General features: G+C 34.0%; 21 protein-coding genes and 2 pseudogenes. 2 read left to right on the top strand and 21 right to left on the bottom strand.

Features of this window, described 5'->3' with window-relative positions:
- The first annotated feature begins 116 nt into the window (after positions 1–116).
- Complete coding sequence (locus CVD28_RS08895; protein WP_101592024.1) at positions 117–998, top strand: hypothetical protein; 882 nt, start codon at positions 117–119, stop codon at positions 996–998.
- A 239-nt stretch (positions 999–1,237) separates the two neighbouring features.
- Here CVD28_RS08895 and CVD28_RS08890 read toward each other — a convergent pair whose 3' ends face one another.
- Positions 1,238–1,486 (bottom strand): plasmid pRiA4b ORF-3 family protein, encoded by a 249-nt coding sequence (locus CVD28_RS08890; protein WP_101592023.1) that lies wholly within the window; start codon positions 1,484–1,486, stop codon positions 1,238–1,240.
- A 98-nt stretch (positions 1,487–1,584) separates the two neighbouring features.
- Positions 1,585–1,761 carry an IS1096 element passenger TnpR family protein gene (locus tag CVD28_RS29240; protein ID WP_101592022.1) on the bottom strand — a complete coding sequence of 59 codons (177 nt, stop codon included), beginning with the start codon at positions 1,759–1,761 and terminating at the stop codon, positions 1,585–1,587.
- Positions 1,762–2,017: 256 nt separating this feature from the next.
- On the opposite strand from CVD28_RS29240, the gene CVD28_RS08880 reads away from it, so the two are divergent.
- Positions 2,018–2,263 (top strand): hypothetical protein, encoded by a 246-nt coding sequence (locus CVD28_RS08880; protein WP_101592021.1) that lies wholly within the window; start codon positions 2,018–2,020, stop codon positions 2,261–2,263.
- Positions 2,264–2,419: 156 nt separating this feature from the next.
- Here CVD28_RS08880 and CVD28_RS28670 read toward each other — a convergent pair.
- From CVD28_RS28670 to CVD28_RS08785, 19 genes and pseudogenes are all read right to left on the bottom strand, one after another.
- Positions 2,420–2,530: pseudogene (locus CVD28_RS28670) on the bottom strand (NAD-dependent epimerase/dehydratase family protein); the annotation flags it as partial.
- Between the two features lie 61 nt (positions 2,531–2,591).
- Positions 2,592–3,602 (bottom strand): Gfo/Idh/MocA family protein, encoded by a 1,011-nt coding sequence (locus CVD28_RS08870; RefSeq protein WP_101592019.1) that lies wholly within the window; start codon positions 3,600–3,602, stop codon positions 2,592–2,594.
- Positions 3,603–3,634: 32 nt separating this feature from the next.
- Complete coding sequence (locus CVD28_RS08865; protein WP_101592018.1) at positions 3,635–4,765, bottom strand: DegT/DnrJ/EryC1/StrS family aminotransferase; 1,131 nt, start codon at positions 4,763–4,765, stop codon at positions 3,635–3,637.
- A 17-nt stretch (positions 4,766–4,782) separates the two neighbouring features.
- A complete protein-coding gene (locus CVD28_RS08860) occupies positions 4,783–5,346 on the bottom strand; it encodes an acyltransferase (protein ID WP_101592017.1) in 564 nt (187 codons plus the stop codon).
- A 223-nt stretch (positions 5,347–5,569) separates the two neighbouring features.
- Positions 5,570–6,595: pseudogene (wecB, locus tag CVD28_RS08855) on the bottom strand (non-hydrolyzing UDP-N-acetylglucosamine 2-epimerase); the annotation flags it as partial.
- 70 nt (positions 6,596–6,665) lie between these two features.
- On the bottom strand, positions 6,666–8,018 hold the full coding sequence (locus CVD28_RS08850) for a phenylacetate--CoA ligase family protein (protein ID WP_101592016.1): 1,353 nt from the start codon (positions 8,016–8,018) through the stop codon (positions 6,666–6,668).
- A gap of 15 nt (positions 8,019–8,033) precedes the next feature.
- The gene (locus tag CVD28_RS08845; RefSeq protein ID WP_101592015.1) at positions 8,034–9,158 is read right to left on the bottom strand and encodes a glycosyltransferase family 4 protein; all 1,125 of its coding nucleotides are present in this window, start codon (positions 9,156–9,158) and stop codon (positions 8,034–8,036) included.
- The gene (locus CVD28_RS08840) at positions 9,155–10,408 is read right to left on the bottom strand and encodes an O-antigen ligase family protein (protein ID WP_101592014.1); all 1,254 of its coding nucleotides are present in this window, start codon (positions 10,406–10,408) and stop codon (positions 9,155–9,157) included. The genes CVD28_RS08845 and CVD28_RS08840 overlap by 4 nt, the downstream gene beginning before the upstream one ends.
- Before the next feature lie 19 nt (positions 10,409–10,427).
- Complete coding sequence (locus tag CVD28_RS08835; protein WP_101592013.1) at positions 10,428–11,615, bottom strand: glycosyltransferase family 4 protein; 1,188 nt, start codon at positions 11,613–11,615, stop codon at positions 10,428–10,430.
- A 61-nt stretch (positions 11,616–11,676) separates the two neighbouring features.
- Positions 11,677–12,960, bottom strand: coding sequence for a lipopolysaccharide biosynthesis protein (locus tag CVD28_RS08830; protein ID WP_101592012.1), 1,284 nt, complete (start codon positions 12,958–12,960; stop codon positions 11,677–11,679).
- Positions 12,961–13,033: 73 nt separating this feature from the next.
- On the bottom strand, positions 13,034–14,380 hold the full coding sequence (locus CVD28_RS08825; protein ID WP_101592011.1) for a nucleotide sugar dehydrogenase: 1,347 nt from the start codon (positions 14,378–14,380) through the stop codon (positions 13,034–13,036).
- Between the two features lie 93 nt (positions 14,381–14,473).
- On the bottom strand, positions 14,474–15,694 hold the full coding sequence (locus CVD28_RS08820; RefSeq protein WP_101592010.1) for a nucleotide sugar dehydrogenase: 1,221 nt from the start codon (positions 15,692–15,694) through the stop codon (positions 14,474–14,476).
- Positions 15,687–17,561 carry a heparinase II/III domain-containing protein gene (locus CVD28_RS08815; RefSeq protein ID WP_101592009.1) on the bottom strand — a complete coding sequence of 625 codons (1,875 nt, stop codon included), beginning with the start codon at positions 17,559–17,561 and terminating at the stop codon, positions 15,687–15,689. Before CVD28_RS08815 ends, CVD28_RS08820 begins: the two co-directional genes overlap by 8 nt.
- An 18-nt stretch (positions 17,562–17,579) precedes the next feature.
- Positions 17,580–18,839: a glycosyltransferase family 4 protein gene (locus tag CVD28_RS08810; RefSeq protein WP_101592008.1), complete on the bottom strand. Its 1,260-nt coding sequence runs from the start codon at positions 18,837–18,839 to the stop codon at positions 17,580–17,582.
- Positions 18,840–18,870: 31 nt separating this feature from the next.
- Entirely contained in the window at positions 18,871–19,494 is a 624-nt protein-coding gene (locus CVD28_RS08805) for an acetyltransferase (protein ID WP_101592007.1), read from the bottom strand.
- Positions 19,491–20,135 carry a sugar transferase gene (locus CVD28_RS08800; protein ID WP_101592006.1) on the bottom strand — a complete coding sequence of 215 codons (645 nt, stop codon included), beginning with the start codon at positions 20,133–20,135 and terminating at the stop codon, positions 19,491–19,493. Before CVD28_RS08800 ends, CVD28_RS08805 begins: the two co-directional genes overlap by 4 nt.
- Positions 20,135–21,250, bottom strand: coding sequence for a DegT/DnrJ/EryC1/StrS family aminotransferase (locus tag CVD28_RS08795; RefSeq protein WP_101592321.1), 1,116 nt, complete (start codon positions 21,248–21,250; stop codon positions 20,135–20,137). Before CVD28_RS08795 ends, CVD28_RS08800 begins: the two co-directional genes overlap by 1 nt.
- A 770-nt stretch (positions 21,251–22,020) precedes the next feature.
- A complete protein-coding gene (galU, locus tag CVD28_RS08790) occupies positions 22,021–22,908 on the bottom strand; it encodes a UTP--glucose-1-phosphate uridylyltransferase GalU (protein WP_101592005.1) in 888 nt (295 codons plus the stop codon).
- 18 nt (positions 22,909–22,926) lie between these two features.
- Positions 22,927–24,759: a polysaccharide biosynthesis protein gene (locus CVD28_RS08785; RefSeq protein WP_101592004.1), complete on the bottom strand. Its 1,833-nt coding sequence runs from the start codon at positions 24,757–24,759 to the stop codon at positions 22,927–22,929.
- Positions 24,760–24,762: the final 3 nt, after the last annotated feature.

Genomic DNA, 24,762 nt, shown 5'->3' with positions numbered 1-24,762 from the left:
CACATTTGTTATTTTAATCATACCATTCTTTTCAAACACTTATTAATTTTTAATATAGATACATTAAAATCATGGTAAAATATTGAAATAAGAAATGTTGAGGAAGGAAGCAAGAGATGAAAGCTGAAGTTTATATCCTTGGATTATTTACATTTAAAGACGAGGACAAAAAGAATAAAGTATTCAACGATAGGGAATTAAATAAAATCAATGAAAATATTAATAGCACAGATGGATTAAAACTAAAAAATATACAACCAAACAGCAGATGGAAAATGTATCAATTAGATATAAGTGAGATTCAAACGAAGATCCCACTTACAAAAATAACCTCCGCCTCTATGGGCTATTATCATCATCGGCTTATCTTTCGTTTTCAATTAACAGGAAAACGAATTGATATTGATTTAAGGAAAATAAGAAAAGTGTTCAATGATTATTCAAAAAATATCATTACAAATAGTATTATTAATCCAAATAAAGTCTATGATTTTAAGCATTGTGATACCTATCAATTAATATTTCTAAGGAATCGCCAGTTTCTTAGATTCAGTAAAGAAGATGCTGTGTTTTCTAATGATACAACTACAATGACTTTTGATATTAGCGAACCAAGTGCCATTATGCCATTTGGAAAAAAATATAATATTAGAATAAGTATACCGTCAACTATTATTACTTCTAAAGAAAAAGTCAGTGACGATTTCTCTAAGGCTATGATAAATGCTATCTATCAATCTTGTTTATATGAAATTAAAGATAAAAGAAAAATGAAAAATGAGACAACAGAATTATCGGAAGATCAATTAGTAAAGCTGTGGCAGCATATTATCGATACAATGGGAGGAAGAACTCTGGACAAGAATATCGCCAAAATTTCCCAAACGAACCTAATCGTTGCCGTTGCGGCACTCCTTCTAGGGTTAATAGCTATAGATGCCAAAAAGATATTCTCTTTTGCTGATTTCATAAAGCATATTTTTATTACCTTGTTCTAAGTGGATTTGCTTTAAGATAAGGAACTCTTTTACCTTAGGTGAAATAAGTTTTAAAAAAACTAGTAAATACCCCAAGCAATAATAATAAGAAAGGCAAAATGAGCAGATCAAATTTTTTCTTTGCCTCTCTTATTTCCCCTTAAACTAAATTTTATCTGCACCGGACAGCATACCCCTCACACCTTCTCCAACAACACACTCGACTGGTAAAACCAAATCAATAGGCAGCAACAGGTCCTTTAACACTTTAACGCGCGTGGGGTCAGGCACCGGTATTTCTCTTCATTACTAGGGTCCGAAATGACATCAAGGAAATGCTGATAGCCATGCACACCTCCGACATTCTCCGGCGGGCATGCCCTTTCACCTTTCAGACACTCCGGAATCACTTTTCCTCCCTGAGAATAATAAGAATGCTGCACTTCTACAAGGTGGCTCCAATCATCGCCAAAGTCATAGTTGTATATAAGAACATCCCTTTGGCTCAAGGTTTAGGGAGCTCAACTTCACCTTCGAGGCATCCTGAAGATAAATCCCCGGAATAAAATATTCATCATCCGGAATGCAATATTTCAAAGGGCCATATTTAAACTCGTAAAGATGGTAACCCTCTCAGCCCATCACAATTTTGAATTATTTTGTGCAGCTTCTTTAAGGTAATTCGGTCTGAAACACGAAAAATCCTATATATAGATGGCTCCACTTCACGTAGAGTTATTCGAAATTCATAAATAACAGGACCCTTCTTCCCCCTCCCGTCCATTCAACCATCTCCTCTTTATAAGTTGCTACCCTTATATCATCCATTCCCAACACACTCGACTGGTAGACCGAATCGATAGGCAGCAAACGATCTATCCTTTAACACTTAAACGTATGTGGGGTCAGGCACCGTTACTTGAAATCTATAAAAATATTCATACTGATTATTGATACCATTACGCTGAGTAAAATTGCTCTTATTCACAAGGAATAAGATTAAATTGACTCGAAACAAAATTAAGCATGGAGGTATCTTTATGAAAATCAGATCAATAAGGAAATGTGTTGAACTCGAGGTTTTTGATATTCATATTAAAAGAGGATTTACCATTATTATTGAAGTTTTTAATCGAAGCAATGATTATGTTGGATTTGCGATGACTACCTATCAAAAGTATGAATGCTTTACTGGAGTTGGCTACCACAAAAACCAAAAAGAATGTGCTCTTGCAGCTTATAACGATTTACTATCACAGATAAGTAGAGATTGTACACTAAAATAAAGTAAGTTACATAGTAGTTTTATTAGAGATTGAGAGTCAGCACAATAGATGTTGACTCTCATCAATATCTTTCACCATCACTGCCCTGCACAGAGAAACAAATCTTATAACCTGTCCTTGGGCGGTAAAGAAAAAGAAGCAGGAGAACCGTCCCCTTGCTTCCTGACCGCTCTGTAAGTTATCGACAACCACCACATCTTCTTTTTGATTTATGAAGTATCTTACTGTATGAGAACCAATATAGCCTGCCCCACCAGTTACTTCCACCTTTACTACATCACTTTTAAACTTTTTCGGTACCTGATACTATTGATGGATCCTATATGCATCAAAATTTCACAGGTTGATTTAACTTTGCAGATTCATAGAAAGATAACACTAGTTTTAGAGCATTCTTACCGTCTTCACCAGTAACTGCTGGCTCTCGACCCTCATTAATAGCATTAACCATGTCTTCAATAATCCACTGATGACCTGGAGTTCCCCATGGGTCTGCTTTGATACTTTCTTTCAAATCGCTTATTTCGTTTTCTGACATATCCATAAGATCAAGATGTTCGAAGTATAATGCGTTTGTCCCACCAATTTTTACTGTACCTTTTTCACCGAATATTGTAATAGACTCTTCATAGTTTTTAGGATACACAGTAGTTGAAGCTTCTACCGTTCCAAGTGCTCCTGAATCAAAATTTATTGTTCCGACAGACACATCTTCAGCTTCTATATTCCTTAATCTTGTTGCTTCCATACTAAACACTTGTTCAGGAGCTCCCATAAACCATAACAATAAATCAATATTGTGAATTGCTTGATTCATTAGTACTCCACCATCATGCTGTTTAGTTCCTCTCCAAGGAGCTTGGTCGTAATATTCCTGATTTCTGTTCCAATTCACTATACAGCTTGCATGGCTAATCTTTCCTAATAAACCCTGGTCCATAATTTTTCTCAACTCTTGAACAACGGGCCTAAAACGATTCGGATGAACCACCGCTAATTTCACATTATTGGAGTTACAGGCATCTATGATTTTATCGGTATCCTCAATTGACATCGCAATTGGTTTTTCTACAATAATATGCTTTTTTGATTCAGCTATTTGAACCGCAATGGATGCATGGAAACCACTTGGAGTACAAATACAAACTATATCAATATCCTCTTTTTCTAGCATTTGTTCTAGTTCTGTATACGGTTCGGCACCATATTCTTCTTTGTAAAAATCCATTGTTGCTGGTACTTTATCACAGACTGAAACGAGCTTTGCAGCATCAATTTTATCAATTGCTGCTGCATGCTTTTTTGCTATAAAGCCACATCCGACAATTGCAAAATTCATAATGAAACCTCTTCCCTTTTCATATATTGATCTTAAGCTTTCATAAATTCTTGTATTACATCTGATACTTTTGTAATTTCTTCCTCTGTTATATATGGGTGCATTGGGAGTGAAAGAACAGTATCACAAAGCTTGTTTGTTACAGTAAAATCTCCCTCTTCAATTGGTAGGTCTGAAAAAGCCAGTTGAAGGTGCATTGGTTTAGTATAGTAAATCATACTTGGAATATCATTTTCTTTTAGCTTGGCTTGTAAAGCATCCCGTTGTTCTTTTGAATCGAGTTTAATTGTATATTGAGCAAAGCTTGAATAAAAACCTTCTGGAATATACGGTGTTTCTACAATACCTTGCAGTTTTTCACTATACAGTTGATAAGCTTTATTTACTCCATCAAGTTCATGTTCTTTAAATGCATGCAATTTTACTTGCAAGATAGCTGCTTGTATCGTATCTAGTCTGGAATTTACACCAATTCTAACGTTGTCATATTTATTTACACCTTTTCCATGCACTTTATAGGAACGAAGCAATTCAGCTGTTTCATCACTATTCGTAAAGATTGCTCCACCGTCCCCATAACAACCTAAAGGCTTAGCTGGGAAAAAGGAAGTAGTTGCAGCGTCACCGAAACTGCAGGCCATTTTACCATTAATATTTCCACCAAATCCTTGTGCACCGTCTTCTAATACAAGCAAATCGTACTGTTTAGCAATCTTCTCTAGCTCATTATAATTAGCCGGGAGTCCAAACAAATCAACTGGTATAACTACTTTAGGATTTAATTTTCCTTCTTTTTTCACTTTTCCAATTGCTTGTATAAGCTTATCAGGATCTATATTGAAAGTCTTTTCATCAACGTCTACAAAAACTGGTGTAGCTCCATTAAATGAAACTACTTCTCCTGTTGAGAAGAATGTAAAATCAGGTACGAAAACAGCGTCACCCTCTTTTACATCCCAAGCCATTAAAACCAATGACAATGCATCTGTTCCATTAGCACATGTAATACAGTGCTTAACACCTACGTATTCAGCTAATTCTTTTTCCAGTTCATTTACAGGCTTGCCACCTATATATTGGCCAGTGTTTAGCACATTTTGAATAGCATCATCAATAGCTGATTTATACTGAGTATATTGAGCTTTTAAGTCACGAAACTGCATACTTTCCCTCTTTCCTCTTATTTAATTTCAGATAAGCTATCTTCTCTTAACTCATAGGATCTATCACATTCTTTACAATGATAATCATCCTTTAAAGGAAGACCACACTCACAAACCCAACCAATTTGTTTTGCCGGAACTCCTGCCATTAATGCATAGTCAGGAACATCTTTTGTGACAACGGCTCCAGAAGCAATCATTGCCCAGGAACCTATGGTATTTCCACATACAATTGTTGCGTTTGCTCCTATAGAAGCGCCATATTTAACTAATGTTCTTTTATATGCAGCACTACCTTTAGGGTATTTACTTCTTGGAGTTAAATCATTTGTAAATACCATAGACGGTCCACAGAACACATAATCCTCTAGTTCCACACCCTCATATACAGTAACATTATTTTGAATCTTTACTCCGTTTCCAATTTTAACGTTGTTAGATACATTTACATTCTGCCCAATTGAACACTTGTCTCCAATTTCGGCACCAGAATGGATGTGACTAAAATGCCACACCTTTGTTCCTTCTCCAATCTTTACATCATCATCAATGAAACTACTTTCATGTACAAAATACTGCATCATAATTGCCCCTTATCTATTAACAGTGTATATTAGTAAGTTATATCCAATTCCCTTCTTCATTTAGAATGAGAAGAAAAAGAAGGGTAGGATTCCTCGCCACATTTAAAATTTCAAGGATTGGCTCAAGAAGTTCCCAGTTTAGGCTGTAGACTCTAAAACAATGACATGTCTTTATGTATACATGGTACAATCCCCTCTTTAGTGTCTGATTCCGATATTCCTAAGAGAGTACTTTTTCTTCAAACAGCAATGTATCTTTGCCCTCTAAAACATCAGCAATTCTTTTACTTGCTAATCCATCACCGTATGGATTACTTGCTTTACTCATTAGTTGATACTTATCCTTATCTTCAAGAAGGAGTTTGAAATTTTTATAGATATAATCTTTATCTGTTCCAACTAATTTCAGTGTTTCAGGTGCTATACCTTCAGGCCGCTCAGTGGTATCACGCATAACTAGAACTGGTTTACCTAAGCTAGGAGCTTCTTCCTGAATGCCACCACTATGAAAGGAAGTTATGAAAATCTAATACTTCCAATGACTCAATAATTCTTACCCTATCACTATTTCCAGGTCTCTCATTAGCAAGTTTTCTGACAACAGGGTTCATATGGATGGGATATAGCGCTTTGATATCTTGATTTTCGTCGACAATTCTTTTTATTGCTTTAAACATATTTCTCATTGGCTTTTCTCTTCGATGAGCAGTAATCATAATAAATCTACTATCCGAAGCCCATTCTAACTGTTCATGAAAATAGTCATCTCTAACTGTAGTCTTAAGGGCATCTATAGCCGTATTACCAGTCACATATATTGTAGAAAGGTCCTTATCCTCTTTAATTAAATTCTCTTTTGACATTTGTGTTGGTGCAAAATTATAATTTGCAACAATTCCTACAGCTTGACGATTGATTTCTTCTGGATATGGGGAGTATATATTATATGTTCTAAGCCCTGCTTCAACATGACCTACCGGGATCTGTAATAGAAGCACGCTAAAGAAGTTACAAAAGTTGTGGAAGTATCCCCATGTACTAAAACCATACTAGGTTTTTATCTCTTCTAAAACAGATTTCATTTTCTCTAAAATATTTATTGTCACATCAAATAAAGTCTGTTTTCCTTTCATAATTGATAAATCATAATCTGGTTTAACATTAAATGCATCTAAAACCTGATCTAACATTCCCTATGTTGCCCTGTAACACATACAACTGTGTCTAGTTTTTCTCCAGTTTCCAAAATTAGTTTTCATCAACCTACATAAAAAACGTTAAAACCTTCATAAATTAGACAGGCAGTTCCAAAAAAACTATTTATTATGGACATTGTTAACAATAGGTAAAAATTTACCATTTTTTGTTCTTTCTATATAACTTACTCTATCTACATCTATTTTAATATCTGACCCTAATCTTAGTTCTAATTCATATTTTATTAATTGTTCATCCTTTAAATTGAAATTATCCCTAGGTACAACTTTGACTACTAGATGATCAATTTTATCTTGGACAATCTGTGTCTCCGTAACGTTTTTAAATAATTTAAATACTTGGTTAATATGCGCAAGTCTTACTCCCGAAGGAGTTTCAATAAAATTACTTGATGTCCTTCCAAAAAGGTTATTAACTATAGGTAGCCCCCTACCACATTTACAATCTCTATTTACTATATCCCCACTATCACCAATTTTATATCTAATAAAGGGCATTGCATAATTTACGAAACCAGTTGCAATAAATTCACCATCTACCTCTTCTATTAATCCATACTCAGAGTTAATATGATATGAACCGTGTTCGCATTGACTAATAGATGCTACTTGCTCACCATTGCCATAATAATCAAATACCGTTGTGTTAAATTCTCTTTCTATAATTGATCTTTGAAAAGGCAATAAATTTTCTGATGATGTAAAAACAGCTTTTACTGGTATGACTGATAAACCTTCTTCTTGGATTAAACTTGACAAAAGAGCTATACTAGATGGGTAACCTTGAATATATATAGGTTTAAATCTGTTAATTTCATCAATCATTTTTTTAATATTATGTTTATTAATATGATAGGCTGAGAGTAGTAATTGATTATCAGCAAGGTTATATCTAAAAAAATCATTTTTTTGATTCGCTTTTGAAAAAGTACGGCCAGCAATTGTCAATACTTTGTCATTGAAGTTCAGACCTGCCCACCTACGTTGCCTCCAGACAAAAGCATTCTCAATTCCATGACTAGACTTTACCCTATGAATAGTCAAGGGTTTACCAGTACTTCCACTTGTATTTACTGTCGTAAGTTGCTGTTTACTATAAAAATTAGAGATCATAATATGTTCATTACTTCTTACATCTTCCTTATCAATAATTGGTATTTTTTTTATATCATCAAAATTTTTTATTTGATCTGGAGTTAACCCAATCTTGTCAAATTCTTTTTTATAAAACTCTGTGGTATTATACGAGTGCTCAACAATTTTTTGGAATGATTTTAATTGTATTTCCTTTAGTTCGTCTTTTGAACAATTTTGTGTCCTCTCCAATTCAGGTAACTTCCCCCAAAAAATGTCATTGTACCGATATTTCCTCCTGTTATGCCCATATAATGAAATTAGTGCATTTTGAAAAGGTACTGGTGCAAAATAAAAAAGCTTTTCAGTTAACCCCATATCATTCCCTCTCTCCTATGATTTTTCAACTTCTAAAATAGATTTATACTCCCTATCTAAAATTCTTGCAACATTATCCCAAGAATAATTTTCTTTTAATAATTCATAGTTTATTGAACCCATCTCATCAAGATTGTATTTTGAATTTAATATTTCTTCTAACCGTATAAACAACTCCGATTGATTTCCACTTTGGACCAAGAAAGAATTAATTTTATCCCTTATGACATGTGGAGCAACACCTACTGGAGTTGATATTATTGGTAAACAGTAATTCATAGCCTCTAAAATAGTAATTCCAAAACTCTCAGCTTTTGAGTTCATCAAAAATACGTCACTAGCTTTAAATAAGCTTTCCTTTTTTTTCCCATCAACCGATCCTACTAAATGTATAACTTTCTCCAACTTTCGCTCTTTAATAGTCCGGAGAAGGTTTGCATATTCAGGGCCATTACCCGCTATTACGAAGGAAAAATTATCGTATGTTTTATTTAATAATTCAAACACCTCAATCAATTCATAAATCCCTTTTCTTTTCTCTAGTACTGACAAACTTAAAAATACCGTTTTTTGGTTCATGAAACCCCATATATCTTTAGCGTATAATTTCTCCCTTTTTGAATACTTTCTATTTAGGTGTATTCCATTTGGTACAACAGTCAACGTACTATTTTTTAATTTTTCTTTAAATTCTTGTGATACAATTCCTGCCCTATTCGATAAATTAATAATACTTTTAATAAACCATTTTGCTTTAGAGCGGGTATAGAATTTGTCGAAGCTCCCACCATGAATATGCAAAAATACTTTTTTTCGCAGTAGATATTTCAGTAAAATAATATAAATACTTTTTTCATAGAATCCCCAATATGAGCTTGTGTTTACATGTATGATGTCGGGCTTAAAATCTTTTACATGAACAATTAACTCCTTAATAACTTTTATTCCTGTATATAGTTCTCTAAATGATATATTAGAGTATTGGCCCTGTTTTCTTTTTTTAACTAATAAAGTATTAAAGTGTCTTAATTCATATGTATCCATTAACTCCGAAACCATAAGATCTTCAATAAAAGATGTTATTCCACCTAAAACAGGACGGCCCGGACCTACGATTAAAACCTTTGGCTTTTTATTCAATTTATAACAACTCCATTGATTCTTTTTTGTTTATATCTTGAAATAATAATGTTATTATGCAACAACATTAGCGATAGAAATAAAAAGAATTCCTTATTACCATTTATATCACCACTTAATAAAGCATTGCCCGAAGATAATATCACCAAATATATATATGGTGATTTATTTATACGCCAATTCCTTAAGCTTATGGCAAGAATAAATAATATAAACCCAATCAAACCTAATTCTACAAATATCTCTAACATTAGATTATGAGGATATAGTATTGTAGTATATTCTTTAAATCTTCCTGTACCTATACCAAATATTAAGTTTGATTTAATTAGATTAATAGATTCTAAAAGTAAGTTGCCCCTTCCACCTACTTTATTAGTATTAAAAAAGGCTTCAAATAAACTAGAATGTGACCGTAAAAATATATTTGTGAAATACTCTCCTACAATATTAGTTAAATAAAGAAATGTGATAACAAAAACACTAAGTATTAAAGAGATTGAGAACTTGATATAATTTATTTTATTCTTATAATTTACAATATAATATATTAAGGATATTATCATTAATACTAATAAAGGACCCCTAGATGCGGTTAGGACCGTTGCTAGTACAAAGAAAATATAAAAACTGACTTTTACTTTTCCATTCAAGAATATTAAAGAAGCAATAGCTGCTATACTAAAAGTTCTAGCAAGCCAAATTGGATTTAAATACTCTGCATACTCAAATCTTGCAAATTGAGGGTTAAGCCATATCTCGACAATAGATACTTGTGGATTAGTTACAAAGAGTATAAATTGTATAAATCCAAATGAAATTAATAATTTAATAAATAATTTATTAAATCTTTCCCAAGTAACCACCCTTATTACATTTGGAAAAATAAAGAAAAAGAAGATTATAAGTAGTGAAAAAATTATAGGCTTAGCTACTTCATAATTGGTAAAAAAATTACTCCTGACAAATAACAATATGATAAATGGTATCCATAAAGAAAAACGTAATAGATCATTTTTATGAAAGTAAAAAACTTTTCTATTATTTATTAATAAAATAATACTAAAAAAGATCAGTACAATGAGAATATCAATATAAATATTAAAAATAGCATAATCACTTACCAATGTAGCGGTTCCCATTAGTAATGAACATAATATAAATAATATTAAAAAGACCCCAAATCTATTGTTTATAATTGTAAATATTATGAGTATTATTGCAATTATAGATAATAATAAAAGCTCCAATGTAATCTTTCCTTTTAATTTATTTATTAACTATGTCTATTACTTTTTCAGCATTCCTATCCCATGAAAAGTTTTTCCTCACGTGCTCTAATGAATTAATAGCTTGATTATCCAATTTATCCCGATTATTATAAGCTAAAGTTATTTTCTGAGCCAAATCTTCGATATTATCTGAATTATATACATAGCCACAATTCCCAGTTTCTATTACATCCTTGACACCAGTTACATCAGAACCAATTAAAGGCTTTCGACAAGCCATGTAAGAGTATAATTTGATCGGTGATAATCCTAGGTTCTCATTTCTGCCCTTGGGATAGGTTAATAAACATATATCGAATTGATTTATATATTCGATGTACTCTTGTTCGTTTACCATCCCGGTTAGTATAAATTTACTTTGCAAATTTAATTCTTTTATTTCTTTTTCTATTTTTCCTTTCATAGGACCATCACCTACAATTACAAAAACCATCTCATTAAGATAAGAGGTAGGTATCTTTTTCACAGCTTTAGGTAGTACATCTATCCCCTGCCACTTAGATAAAATACCGGCAAAGCCTACAACAAATTTTCCATCTACTTTCAATTTATATTTGATATTTTCTATTTTCATAGGATAATATTTGGAAGTATTAACTCCATTATTAATAGTACTAATTTTACTCTTTTGTAAATTGTACTTATTAGAAATTAAATCACTAAGCTTTTCACTTACTGATATTATATGTTTTGCTTGAATTAATCCCTTTTTTGTAAAGTATTTCATAATAAACGTTCCAATCACTGATTTTCCAGAGGATTTTCTATCTTCTTCAACATCTCCATTAACTTCAACTAAATAGGGTATATTCAACTTATTTGCCATTTTACCTAAAAGCACATCGATTAACATACTTCTTGAATAAATAAAATCAGGTTTATATTTTTTGATAAGTTTACTAAAGTTAACTACCATTAGATAATTATATAACAATAAACCTAATTTCCTAGAAGTAGGATGATTATAGTCTTGTTTAAGCTTTATAAAGTCAACATCAAAATTAACTTCATCGCCCAATTCAGAAGGTTTATTATTTATAAAACAGGGCATTATTGAAACTACTTCATGACCATTTTTTACAAAGCTATTTCCTAACTCCAAAAAATGTACCTTGCCACCAGATGAGCTAAATGGGTTTATAGTAGAGATGTATAAAATTCTCATTAAAATACTCCTTTATCTTTTTGTAAAACTAATTAATGAACGAATGAAAACAATTTATGACTTAACCCTTCTCATTTCCCTTAGACAAGTTATAAGAGATTAAAAGGTTTATAGAATCCATAAGTATATTGGCAGCAGTATAAAGATACAAGCTGTATAAAAAATCTTTAAATAAAAAATAACCGAGAAAAATTGACGAGGTAGTTAATATTAACCTAAAAGTTTGCCATATTAACTCCAACTTTTGTTTCTCAGCAATTATAAACATATTACTTAATGGGCTTGAAATAAATTGAACAAAAAGTATTACTATCAAAATTTGAGCATAGTCTCCGGCTACCCTCCACTCTTGGCCAAAAACGAAAGCAAAAAGGCCTGGTGCAACAATAAAAAAAACTCCAAAAGGTATAACCGATATTAACACTAAATTTCTAAGAGTCTTTTTATATAATTTGAGACAATTTCCATTTTCCGAGTATTCTTGACCAGCTTTTTGTCTAAAAACATCTCCAAATGCATTTGCAATAATCAACATCGGCAATCTAATAGTTTTATTAGCTAATGAAAAAAAGCCTACAATTGATGACCCAAATAAAGATGTAACAATAATTATCGGCGTTTGGACTGTAGAGGCACTTAGTGCCCCTGATGGTATAGAATACTTTGGAAAATCATTAAACCTAATTGCCTGTTCTTTCATATCATTAACAGAGACATCATTTATAAATTTTTTATCATTGATCCACACCTGAATACTAATAATAAAAAATGCCATAGAATAACCTATCAAGCCACCTACTATAAGCCCTGTCTTTGTTAAACCTAAAATCCCCAAAATAACATTTGAGCCAGCTGTTGTTGCTGCTTGGGTGACTCTTGTAATTGCGGTTCTTTGAAAAAACTTCCTTCTATGCGACCAATAGTTTAATGTTCTAATAATTGCTGTTAAAAATATTGTTATAGGAATTAAAAATAACAAGTTACCTATATCAGGTACCCCAAGTAGTTCAACCAACCTATTATTAAAAATAATAATTATTAATAATAATAACAAACTAAAAACTACTGATATAAATAAAGATAGAAAAGTAACATTAAATGCCTCCTTGTCACTTTTGGGTATTACTATAGCTAGCTCATATCTTGCTGTAGCAATAATCGCCAAAATAGAAACAATGGCCATATACAGTGCAAAAAAACCAAATTCCTCTGGGGAATAAATCCTAGTTAATATAGGAGAAATTGCTAAAGGAATAGCTTGTGCAACTGTTGTACCTGTCATTAATATAAGGACGTTTTTTCCAAAAGACCCTACTTTAAATCGATTTACAATTTTTTTAAACACTTATTTAACCACCCTATGGAAATATAGAACAGATATTTAGAATATCCCTTGCATTTAATTTTATTATTTATTTCTATAATTTGTAGTACTTTCCAAGTGGTTTAGTTGACTTTAATACATTTCTTGTATCAAAGATTACTTTTGATTTTTTTGCAACAAGCTCATAATTCATACAGCTATGGTCTGTGGTAATTAACACCATATCCGTCTCTTCAATTAATTCTTCGCTTAGTTCTAATAGAGTGTCTCTAATTTCACCATTAAACTTAAACTCTCTTACATAAGGATCTACTACAATCCAGTCTGCTCCCGCTTCATCCAATTGCTGTAAAATTGGTAATACAGGGGATTCACGATAGTCATCAATGTCTTTTTTATAGGCGATACCTAATATTAATATTTTTGAACCGTTTAAAGCTTTGCCTTCTTTATTTAAAATTTGCATACAACGATTTACTACAAAATCGGGCATACTATTATTAATTTCCCCGGCAGTTTCTATTAAGCGTGTATGATAGTTATACTCACGTGCTTTCCATGTCAAATAGAAAGGATCAATAGGTATACAATGCCCACCTAATCCAGGACCTGGATAAAACGGCATAAAACCATAAGGTTTTGTTGCAGCTGCATCAATAACTTCCCATACATCAATTCCCATTTTGTTACACAATATAGCCATTTCATTCGCTAAAGCGATGTTAATATTCCTAAAAGTATTTTCTAATATCTTCTCCATCTCAGCCACGGCAGGACTAGATACTTCATGTACCTCCCCTTCTAGTACATTACGATACATCGCAGCTGCTGCTGCTGTACATGAAGGTGTTATTCCACCAACAACTTTTGGAGTATTTTTAGTATTGAATGTCTTATTCCCTGGATCAACACGCTCAGGAGAATAAGCAATAAAGAAATCTTCCCCACACTCTAAACCAGTTTCTTCTAAAATAGGTTTTAATATTTCTTCAGTTGTTCCTGGATATGTTGTACTTTCTAAAACAACAAGCATACCTTTGTGTAAATACTTAGAAATTTCTCTAGCAGAACTTTCTACATATGATGTATCAGGCTGCTGATATATATCAAGTGGTGTTGGGACACAAATCGCTACAGCATCAACATTTTTAATTAATGAATAGTCAGTGGTTGCTTTAAGCACTTTACTTTGAGTTATTGCCGTAAGATCCTCATCTACAACATCTCCAATATAGTTTATTCCTTCATTTACCATATCCACCCTCTTTTGTTGTACATCAAACCCAATAACGTTATAACCAGCCTTGGCTTTTTCAACGGCAAGTGGTAGGCCTACATATCCTAGACCAACAACACCAATAATCGCTTGTTTTGTTTCAAGTTTATTTAAGAGATTTTTCTCTAATTGATTAACTGAACACTCTGTTCCTAATGGTGACATTTTATTCTCTCCTTATCTTAACTCTAAATTCCAATATGGTTTGAGGTGAAGATTACCAAGTGATTTTTTAAAAATAAAAGACCATTAACTGGCCTACAGTTTATAAACCATGTCGTATTCACATATATTTTTGGTATCTAGTATAAATTTATCCTTAATAAGATTCATATTTTGCTTAATATGATCATGACCAACCATTAAAACTAGAATCTCAATCTCATTTAGAAAATCTCCAAAATCCATAAATTGATGATCAACGACTCTTTCCTTTATAAGTGGATCATAGACTTTAACACCAAAGGCTAAGTGTTCGTCCATTCGTTCTAATAACTGAAGTGTAGGGCTTTCTCTTATATCGTCAACGTTTTCCTTATATGCTAATCCATATAAACCCACTTTTGATATATCTTTAATACCCTGCTCTCTCATAATATCTCTAATTCGGCCCAATACGTGCCTCGGCATAGAGTCATTTATTTTGCGTGCAGTTAGAATAAGATTAGTTAGATCTGGGTAGTCCCCAACCAGGAACCATGGATCTACCGAGATACAATGCCCACCAACACCTGGTCCTGGTTGTAATATATTAACTCGCGGATGTTTATTTGCAATTCTAATAATCTCGTAAACATCCATATTATCTGTACGGCAAATTTTCGCTAACTCATTAGCGAAAGCAATATTGATGTCTCTGTAAGTATTTTCAACAACCTTTGACATCTCTGCAGACCTTATATCTGTTACAACTATCTCTTCTTTACAGAAATTTGAATATAACCCTTTAACCTTTTCTCCAACTTCTATATCATCTGCACCAATTGTTCTTGAGTTATTCTCAAGCTCATAAATCATATTTCCAGGAATAATTCTTTCAGGAGCATGTAGTAAATGTACATCTTCCCCAATGACAAACCCTCTACTTTCTATTTCAGGGCGTATATATCTATCAGTTGTCCCAGGTGAGATTGTTGATTCAATTAATATTACTGCTCCTCTTTCACAGACATCGAGCACACTATTTAATGCAGAAATGACATACTTTGGATCCAGCTTTTTACTCTCTTTTATATAAGGAGTTGGAACTGCAAGAATATAAGTATGTGTTTTCTGATATTCTGTTGAAAATTCAATACCATTAGAAAGTGCTTCTTGGAATAGTTCCTCTAATCCTTTCTCTTCAAAAGTAAGTCTACCTTCTGTTAATGAGTTAACAAGATCAGCATTGTAGTCGGTACCTACTACTTTAAGTCCACTTTTTGCAAACATGAGAGCAGTGGGTAAACCAATGTATCCCAATCCAACTATATTAATCATACAATCCTACCTTTCTTTTTAGTTCTATATCAAAATTAATATTACATTTCTTCTCTTTCATTCTAACTCTAATAAAAACGAGGTTAATTTCCTCTTTCTTTAAGTAATACAAGCTTCTAATAGCTTTTTTCACTTCTATTTCCCCTTTTGTTTTCACATTACCAATGATTTTTCCATCATTGTATAATGTAAAGCCTGTATCACCTTTTCTTACTTCACATGGTGTATGAAAATAGAAAACACAGTATTCACCATCTCCAATAACTTTATCAGTGATTAAATATCCTGACTCTGTTTTTTGTATATTCCTTGTGTGTTCATATCCATTTTGGGAAAGCATTGTCCCTGTAAAACTATCATCCTCTAGATTGACATTTTTACGTCTAGTCCAATCATATACCAAAAATGGTTCACGTTTTTTCATTTGCTCTTTCTTATCAACCATTACGGTGTTATGAGCTGAAGTTAATGCCAACTTTTTACCGATATCAGCTGCATAGGAGTATGTGCCACTATCACAAAAAACATTTATACCTTTATGCCATAGATCGATATGAAGCTGATCCATTTGAAATGGACGAGTTTTAAAATCTTGTAAAACAGTCATCATAAACCCTGAATCATGTCTTAACGAATAATAACCTGAGCTATTAAATGAAGAATTGCATTTTTGAATCTTAGAAACTGGTATATTACTTACTCTTTCATTCCCAAACCAAATTAGCTCCTCATCATATTGACCCGGTTCATAAATTCTTTTACAATCAATAAGGTAGAAAACCGTATTTACTACTGGCCTAAAATCTCGATATTCGCAAGAAGTAACAGGGAATATCAATGCACCATCATTTGAACCATAATTAGGCACATCTCCCGTTTCATCTTGCATTTGATATATAAGTAGGGCACTATTCTTTATTAATTCTTTACTTTTATCTGATATTTGGAAATTTGTTCTATTACTTATTTTTATTACAAATTCCATTAATTGAAGTGCAAACCTCTGATAATTAAATGAGTATTGGATATATCCACCATCAGGAAAGAACTGTTTCTCAATTTCTTTATCCAGCAAATTATATGCTTTCCTTAATCTTCTCTCATTTCCGCTAGCCCAAGCGCCAATAATAAGCCCTGTTATCTCGGAAAGGGTATGGTTATTTTTAATACACTTATGAGCATAGAAGAAATTTGACAAAACTTTTTTATAGCTACCGTCTATTAAATTTCGAACGTTCTCTTCATCCTGGGAAGTTGTCAAACCATATGAGTTAAATGCTGAATAAGCCATCAATGAATTAATCATTCTTAAAGTTGCTTCTTGTCCGCATTTATAATTAGCACCATAAGGATATTGATTCTCTTGTAACCATCCATTTAACTGATTGGAAAAAGCATTATAATACTTTCTATCCTTAGTAAGCATATAAGCTCTTATAAGGTAGAAAAAGTGGGTAAACCTTGACACTTCCCAAATAGCCTTGATATCTCCTCGTTTAGGATCAAAATCAGAAATCTTGTACCATTTTAATTTGCTATCTGTTCCTTCTTTTGTAATAGGGTTATAATGCCATTTTATTGGATTTCCATAGTCTAACTGAATTGATGAGAAACCCATTATCTTCCCATCTATTGCATCATCAGCCTTTAATAGTATTGTTTTTTTCTTTTCATCAGGTAATTTATATAAAAAATCCTCAATTAACTGTACATTTAAATTTAGAATATCTACTCTTTTAACATCAGTATTTTTTTCAAACAATTTTTCGCTGCTGGGTATTGCTCTCATCATCTTCAGCTTTGCTGAGTATAGTGAGCGGTTAATAACCCACGGCAATCCATATTCAGATATTAGCGATTTGATCATTGCAATACCTCATTTTCTTTAGTTTACTTCTTCAACAACATCAATCAATTTTTCAGTTAACTTTTTAAAATCGAAATCATTTGCACCCCTCTTAGCATTTGCTCCCATGCCACTATACTCTTCTTTTGACATATTTTTTATATCTAATATTGCCATTGCTAATTCTTGCGGAGTACTGTTTTCGAGTTCTATTCCACACTTATACTTTTCTAATATTGAATACCCCATTTTCACAGTTGAAATAATCGGTTTTCCTGACGCCATATATTCAAATAATTTGTTAGAGCTATTACCTCTTGCCCAATTGTATTGTGTATGTGAATAATTAAGGATGTTCACCGATGATTTGCTCAATATATATGGTATAGAACGTTTATTTACAAAGCCTTTCATCTTTACATTAGTTAGATTTTCATCAGCAATTCTCTTTTCTAACATTTCTCTTTGATTACCCTCACCGTATATTAAAAATTGAATATTGTTTTCATCATTTAGCAGTGCGGCAGCATCTAGTAGGTTCCCTACATTATTAACAGGTCGAATTGCTCCTACATAGACAACATTGAACTTATCCGCACATAAATCTTCATCATCAACTTTATTTTCAAAAGAAGAAATCTCAAATGCATTTATATCTACACCATTGTTAATATAATGGCATTTTGCAAGATTTATTTTTCCACCTTGTTCGGTATCCCATTTCTTTTCAAAAATATAATCAGTATCTCCCTCTTTAGTAAAGACGAGAGCATGTGCATTTCTATAAATCCAATGCTCACCAGCTGTAAGGACACGCCCTAATAGGCTTCTTTCTTTTGCTTTGTTAAATGAAAAGATAGCTTCGGGCCATAAGTCTCTAATCTCACAAATACACGGAACCCCAAGTTTTTTAGCAATTTTTATTCCTGCAACCATAGTTAATGGGTGTACACTAGAAGCAAGAATTACATCTGGCTTACCGTTAAGCTTTACATATTCTTTTACTACAGAAAATAAGTTTAAATAAAATAACCCCATATTTTTCACTCGATCAATGCCATTGCCTAATGCGGTAGTAGTCCTAACAAAAACAAAGGGAATATTGTCTAGAATATCTGTAGCATATTTTCTATTTTGTGTATCTATAAAATCTGATTTATTATGAAAAGTATTTGCACAAAAAACTGTTGGTTCGTACCCTTGTTTAATCAGGTTCTCTGCGAACCAATAGTGCCGTCCGCCCTGATTTTTGTACATATCAGTCGCGTAATGATTCCACAACCATATTTTTTTCTTCAATTCCTGCCACCTCAGTTACAACATTTTGTAATTAAGAACCTACTTTCCTAGCCGGAACACCAACGTAAGTCCCAGGATCTTTTATATCTTTTACCACTACAGCACCTGCTCCTAATTTACAGCCACTCATGATATTCACGTTATTACTAACAATGCTACCTATCCCAATCCATGTACTCTGTCCTACTTTAACTGTACCTGCTAAATGAACCCCTGGTGAAATGTGTGTAAAATCCCCAATAATATTGTCATGGTCTATAGTAGAACCTGTATTGATAATGCAACCTTTCCCAATTTTAGTACAGCAGTTAATTACCACACCCGCCATAACTACTGTCCCAGAACCAACATTTACCTGCTCACCGATGACTGCAGTGGGATGAATCAAAACAGGGAGACTTGCTCCTTTTGATTCCAGTTCATTCTGTAGTTTTTCTCTTATAGCATTATTGCCAATAGCAACACATATTTCGTAATCATTGATAAGTTTAAATGCTTCAACTGACTTCCCTATAACTTCAATTCCCATTGATGTTCTGAGACTATTATCATCGTCTAAGAAAACAACACTCTTCCATTTATTCATTTTTAAGGCTATGTCAGCCACAACTTTCCCATGCCCACTAGCACCTATTATAAGAAGTTTATTTTTCATAGTTCCATTCTTTCCTTTTTACTTCCCTTAAAAGGTTCCATCGTTGCTGCAGTCTCTGAGCTAATCCCTTCCCTGACAAAAACCTTCTTTATAGTAAGAAAAATAATCTTCCAATCGTTAAAAAAACTCACATTATCTACATATTTCACATCCAGATTAAACTTATCTTCCCAACTAATAGCATTTCTACCACTTACCTGAGCTAAGCCGGATAAACCTGGCCTTACTTCATGACGTTTTTTTTGATGCTTATTATATAGAGGGAGATACTGAACCAATAATGGTCTTGGACCTATAATGGACATATCTCCTTTAAGAATATTAAAAAGCTCCGGGAGTTCGTCAAGCGATGTAGAACGCAAGAACCTTCCGAATTTCGTCAACCTCACACTGTCAGGTAGTAACTCTCCATTCTCATCCCTTTCGTCCGTCATTGTACGAAATTTATACATCATAAAAATCTTCTCATTAAACCCTGGTCTTTGTTGTTTAAACAAAACTGGACCACCTAATTTAACTCTGACAAGAATAGCAACTATTAACAAAACCGGACTAAGCACTATAGTCGCGATTAAAGAAAGTATGAAGTCCATTGGTCTTTTAAAGAACTTTTTATAGATGCCGCCTTTAGACTCTTTCATTACATCAACCACAACCCTTTTATAATCTTAACAACTCTTTCCAAATCCTCATCTGTAATCTTCGTATCCGAAGGCAAACAAACACCATTCTCAAATAACCCTTCAGAAACATCTGTTCCGACAAAATCATATTTCTCAAAGAACGGCTGTAAATGCATTGGCTTCCAAATTGGTCTTGATTCAATGTTCGCTTCTTCTAGAGCTTCCATAACATCAATTGGTCTAACCTGTCCTTTTAATGTCATCGAACTCAACCAGTAGTTTGGTTCATCCCACTCATTAACAGGCATGAATTCAACACCGTCAAGATCACCAAGCTCTCGCTTATAAAACTCAAAAATATATTTCTTCTTTTCTACTCTCTGATCTAATACCTTAAGCTGTCCACGCCCAATCCCAGCAACAACATTACTCATACGGTAGTTAAAACCTAGTTCGCTATGCTGATAATACCTTGCTTGATCTCTAGATTGAGTTGCCCAAAATCTTACCTTAGCAATTCTTTCATCATTATTAGAAACTAGCATTCCACCACCAGAAGTAGTGATAATCTTGTTTCCATTAAAAGAGAAGATGCCATAATCACCAAAAGTCCCTGTATGCTTACCTTTATAGTAAGTACCTAAAGACTCAGCAGCATCTTCTATAACCGCTACATTATGTTTCTTACATATCTCCATAATCTTATCCATATCTGCGGATAAACCATATAGATGAACAACAATTACTGCCTTAACTTCTGGATACTTCTCAAATGCTTCATCCAAAGCTTTCGGACTCATATTCCAAGTTTCATAATCACTATCTATAAAAACAGGAATCGCATTTTGATAGATAATTGGATTTGCAGTAGCTGAGAACGTAAGCGTTGGACAGAATACAATATCCCCTTCTCCAACTCCTGATGCTTTAAGAGCCAAATGAATAGCAGCTGTTCCTGAAGACAGTGCCGCAGCCGCTTTAGAGCCAACCTTCTTCGCCAGTTCTCTTTCGAATCCATTTACATTTTCACCAAGGGGTGCAATCCAGTTTGTATCAAAAGCTTCCTTTACAAATTGCATTTCATAACCTTCATCACTCATATGTGGTGAAGATAGGAATATTCTTTCTTTCACTTTTGTAGAATCCATCTTCTAGACTTCCTTCCCTTGTTAAGTTAATATTTTAGTAGATTAGGACTTAATTGGAACTTTAACTTTCGATTCCAACCAACTTCTAAACCACTAACAGTAATCATCCAATAAGCATAGTCACCTCGTAATATCTATTCAATCTATCTAACAAATACGAAATAGATATTCACTACTTAATCACTCAAAACCGAGTTTCTTCCTATTATATAAACCATTCAATCAATCTATAATTCTCACTAAAAACTCCTCAAACCCTTATCCCGCAAGGTTTCTAGGACTCAATCTAACTATGATTGTCAGTTCCGGTTCAGCATTCAATCTTTTTCCATTTTCTACAAATCCAAAAAGTCCGTCAAATCAACGTTTTCAAGCTTTTTTCAGAGTCAATTTAGTCATTTTAACTCTTCATGGTTATTACAAGTAAAATCTCAATCATGGTAAAACCTGCATTACGAAATTCCTTGCAATTCCCATTAGGGTATCCATATAGCATCCCTCTAACAATCACAATATTTTTCCACTCCATACCAAAACAAAGGGCCATTCCTTGCAATCTGTTGCAGGATCTGACCCCTTATAACTAACCCTTCATTTACATTTCATAAATAATATTTATCAAAAGGTTCGAAGAACCTCAATAAAGTATAGTTGTATCGCCTGTTCGGAGTTTCAGAAGTCTATTCTCATTGGTAATTCTAAAAATCCTTTAGAGATTTCCTAAAGCCATTCTATCTTAATCTCTCGTTACAGAACTATTTAACTAATTCTTTCTCCAACACCTCACCCAAATATCCAACCAAATCCTCCCTCAACTCATCCCGTTCCATCGCCATTTCAATTGTAGCCTTTATAAACCCAAGCTTATCTCCAACATCATACCTCTTACCCTCAAATTGATAAGCCACAACCATCTGTTTCTCGTTCAGGTGTTTTATCGCATCTGTAAGCTGGATTTCTCCTCCAGCTCCCGGATTTTGTTTCTCCAATATTTCGAATATTTCTGGCCTTAAAATATAACGCCCCATAATCGCATAATTGGAAGGTGCTTCATTTATCGCAGGTTTCTCAACTAAGTTATCAATATGGAAAACATCCTTCTCAATCTGGCCATTGGTTGAGATAATTCCATATTTGGATACCTCTTGTTCCGGCACTTGTTGAACTCCAATTACCGAAGAATTATAGCGTTCATATACATCAATTAGCTGTTTCAAGCATGGCTTTTCTGCTGTTTTCACAATATCATCACCTAACAGCACTGCAAATGGTTCATTGCCGATAAACCTGCTTGCACATGCGATTGCATGCCCGAGTCCTAACGGTTCTTTTTGGCGGATATAATGGATATTGGCCAGCTTTGAGATTTCTTGAATTTCTTTTAACTGTTCGAACTTGTCTTTCTTTGCCAATGTTTCTTCCAGTTCATAAGACTTGTCGAAGTGGTCTTCGATCGCTCTTTTTCCCCGGCCTGTTACGATAATAATATCTTCAATTCCGGAAGCCACCGCTTCTTCGATGATATATTGAATAGTCGGTTTATCCACAATTGGCAGCATTTCTTTCGGCTGTGCTTTTGTGGCTGGCAGAAACCTTGTACCTAAACCGGCCGCTGGGATAATTGCTTTTCTCACCTTCTGCATATTCTTCTCACCTTTCCTTTAAAAACTTGCAGCTTCCTTCATTACCTCTCTCAATCCAACCTTTGTATTAGCGATTTCTACTAATTGCTTTTTCAATGTTTCGCTATCCTTATCATGCAGGCTGGCAATAAACTCATGAAGGATTGGCCCGTCAACAAGGGCTGCTTTTCCAATGCGTATTTTCGGGAATACTTGCTTGGAGTGAACTTCGTTTTCGTTAAGCAGTTCTTCATACATTTTTTCTCCTGGCCGGATTCCGGAATAGTTGATACCAATTTCTTCTATTGTATAGCCTGACAAAGTAATCAGGTTTCTAGCAAGGTCAACGATTTTGACTGGCTCTCCCATATCAAGCACGAAGATTTCCCCGCCTCTTGCTAGGGCTCCCGCTTGAATGACCAGACGCGATGCTTCGGGAATCGTCATAAAGTAACGGGTCATATCCGGATGGGTAACGGTAACCGGTCCGCCTGCCTGAATTTGTTTCTTAAACAGCGGAATAACAGACCCGCGGCTGCCGAGCACATTTCCGAAACGGACAGCCACGAAATTTGTGCTGCTTTCCTTATCCAGCTGCTGAATCACCATTTCAGCTACCCGCTTGGTGGCACCCATTATATTTGTCGGATTTACTGCCTTATCTGATGAAACGAGAACAAAGTTTTTTATGCCAAATGCAGCTGAAGCTTCGGCAACATTTTTCGTTCCAAAAACATTATTTTTCACCGCTTCTTTTGGGTTGTACTCCATTAACGGCACATGCTTATGGGCAGCTGCATGATACACAACATCAGGCTTATGCTGATCCATTACTTCAAAGATCCGATGACGATCCTGTATATCTGCAATGACCGGTATAATTTCAAATGTACTACTGTATTTGTTGCGAAGTTCCATATCAATTAGATAAATCGAGTTCTCCCCGTGTCCCAGCAAAATAAGTTTACTTGGATTAAATTTGCTTATCTGCCGGCAGATTTCCGAACCGATTGAACCACCGGCACCGGTTACTAAAACGGTTTTACCAGTGATGAAGTCGGAGATACTTTCCATATCCAGCTCTACAGGCTCACGTCCTAACAGATCTTCCACTTCTACATCACGGAACTGATTGACAGATACTCTACCAAGCATTACATCTTCCATCATAGGCATGATCTTGGGGGGTGCAGATGTTTTGGCACATTCTTCATAAATTCGTTTCATCTCGTTTTTGTTTAATGAAGGAATAGCAATAATAATCTTATCGATTTGAAGAGTCTCTACTGTCTTTGCGATCGCAGTACTGTCACCTACTACAGGAAGACCCATTAAATGCAGCTTATATTTCCTTGGATCGTCGTCAATAAAAGCTATCGGCTTAATCCCAGTATCTCTTTTATTCAACAGCTGGCGCACTAACATCGTTCCAGCTGCACCTGCACCAATAATCAAGGCACGCTTTTCTTCCGTTTCCGATTTAATATACCTATCACGGTATACTCTCCAGGAGAAACGCGATCCTCCAATCAGCAATACATGAAGCATCCATGTAAGCATTAATGCACGAAAATAAACGTTGTGAATTACAATCTCCTGCACGACTGCTGTTGTGATGACCGAGAAGGTAACTGCTTTCACAATAGCCACTAACTCTCCTATACTTGCATACTCCCAGGCTTTGTTATAAAGCTTATAGACGAAAGAAAATAAATGATGGCTGATTAATAATGTCACCGAAGAGAGCAGCAAGGTTTCCAGTTTAAAAATGGCCAAATAAGGATGCAGCGTTAAATAACCTACATAAATGGCAGATAAGACAATAATCGAATCCAGCATAATTAATGTCGTTAAGCGCCTGCGATATGTCATGAA

It is taken from the genome of Bacillus sp. M6-12 (assembly GCF_002860285.1).
Classification (GTDB): domain Bacteria; phylum Bacillota; class Bacilli; order Bacillales; family DSM-1321; genus Peribacillus.
This window is presented reverse-complemented; position numbering and strand designations above follow the sequence as displayed.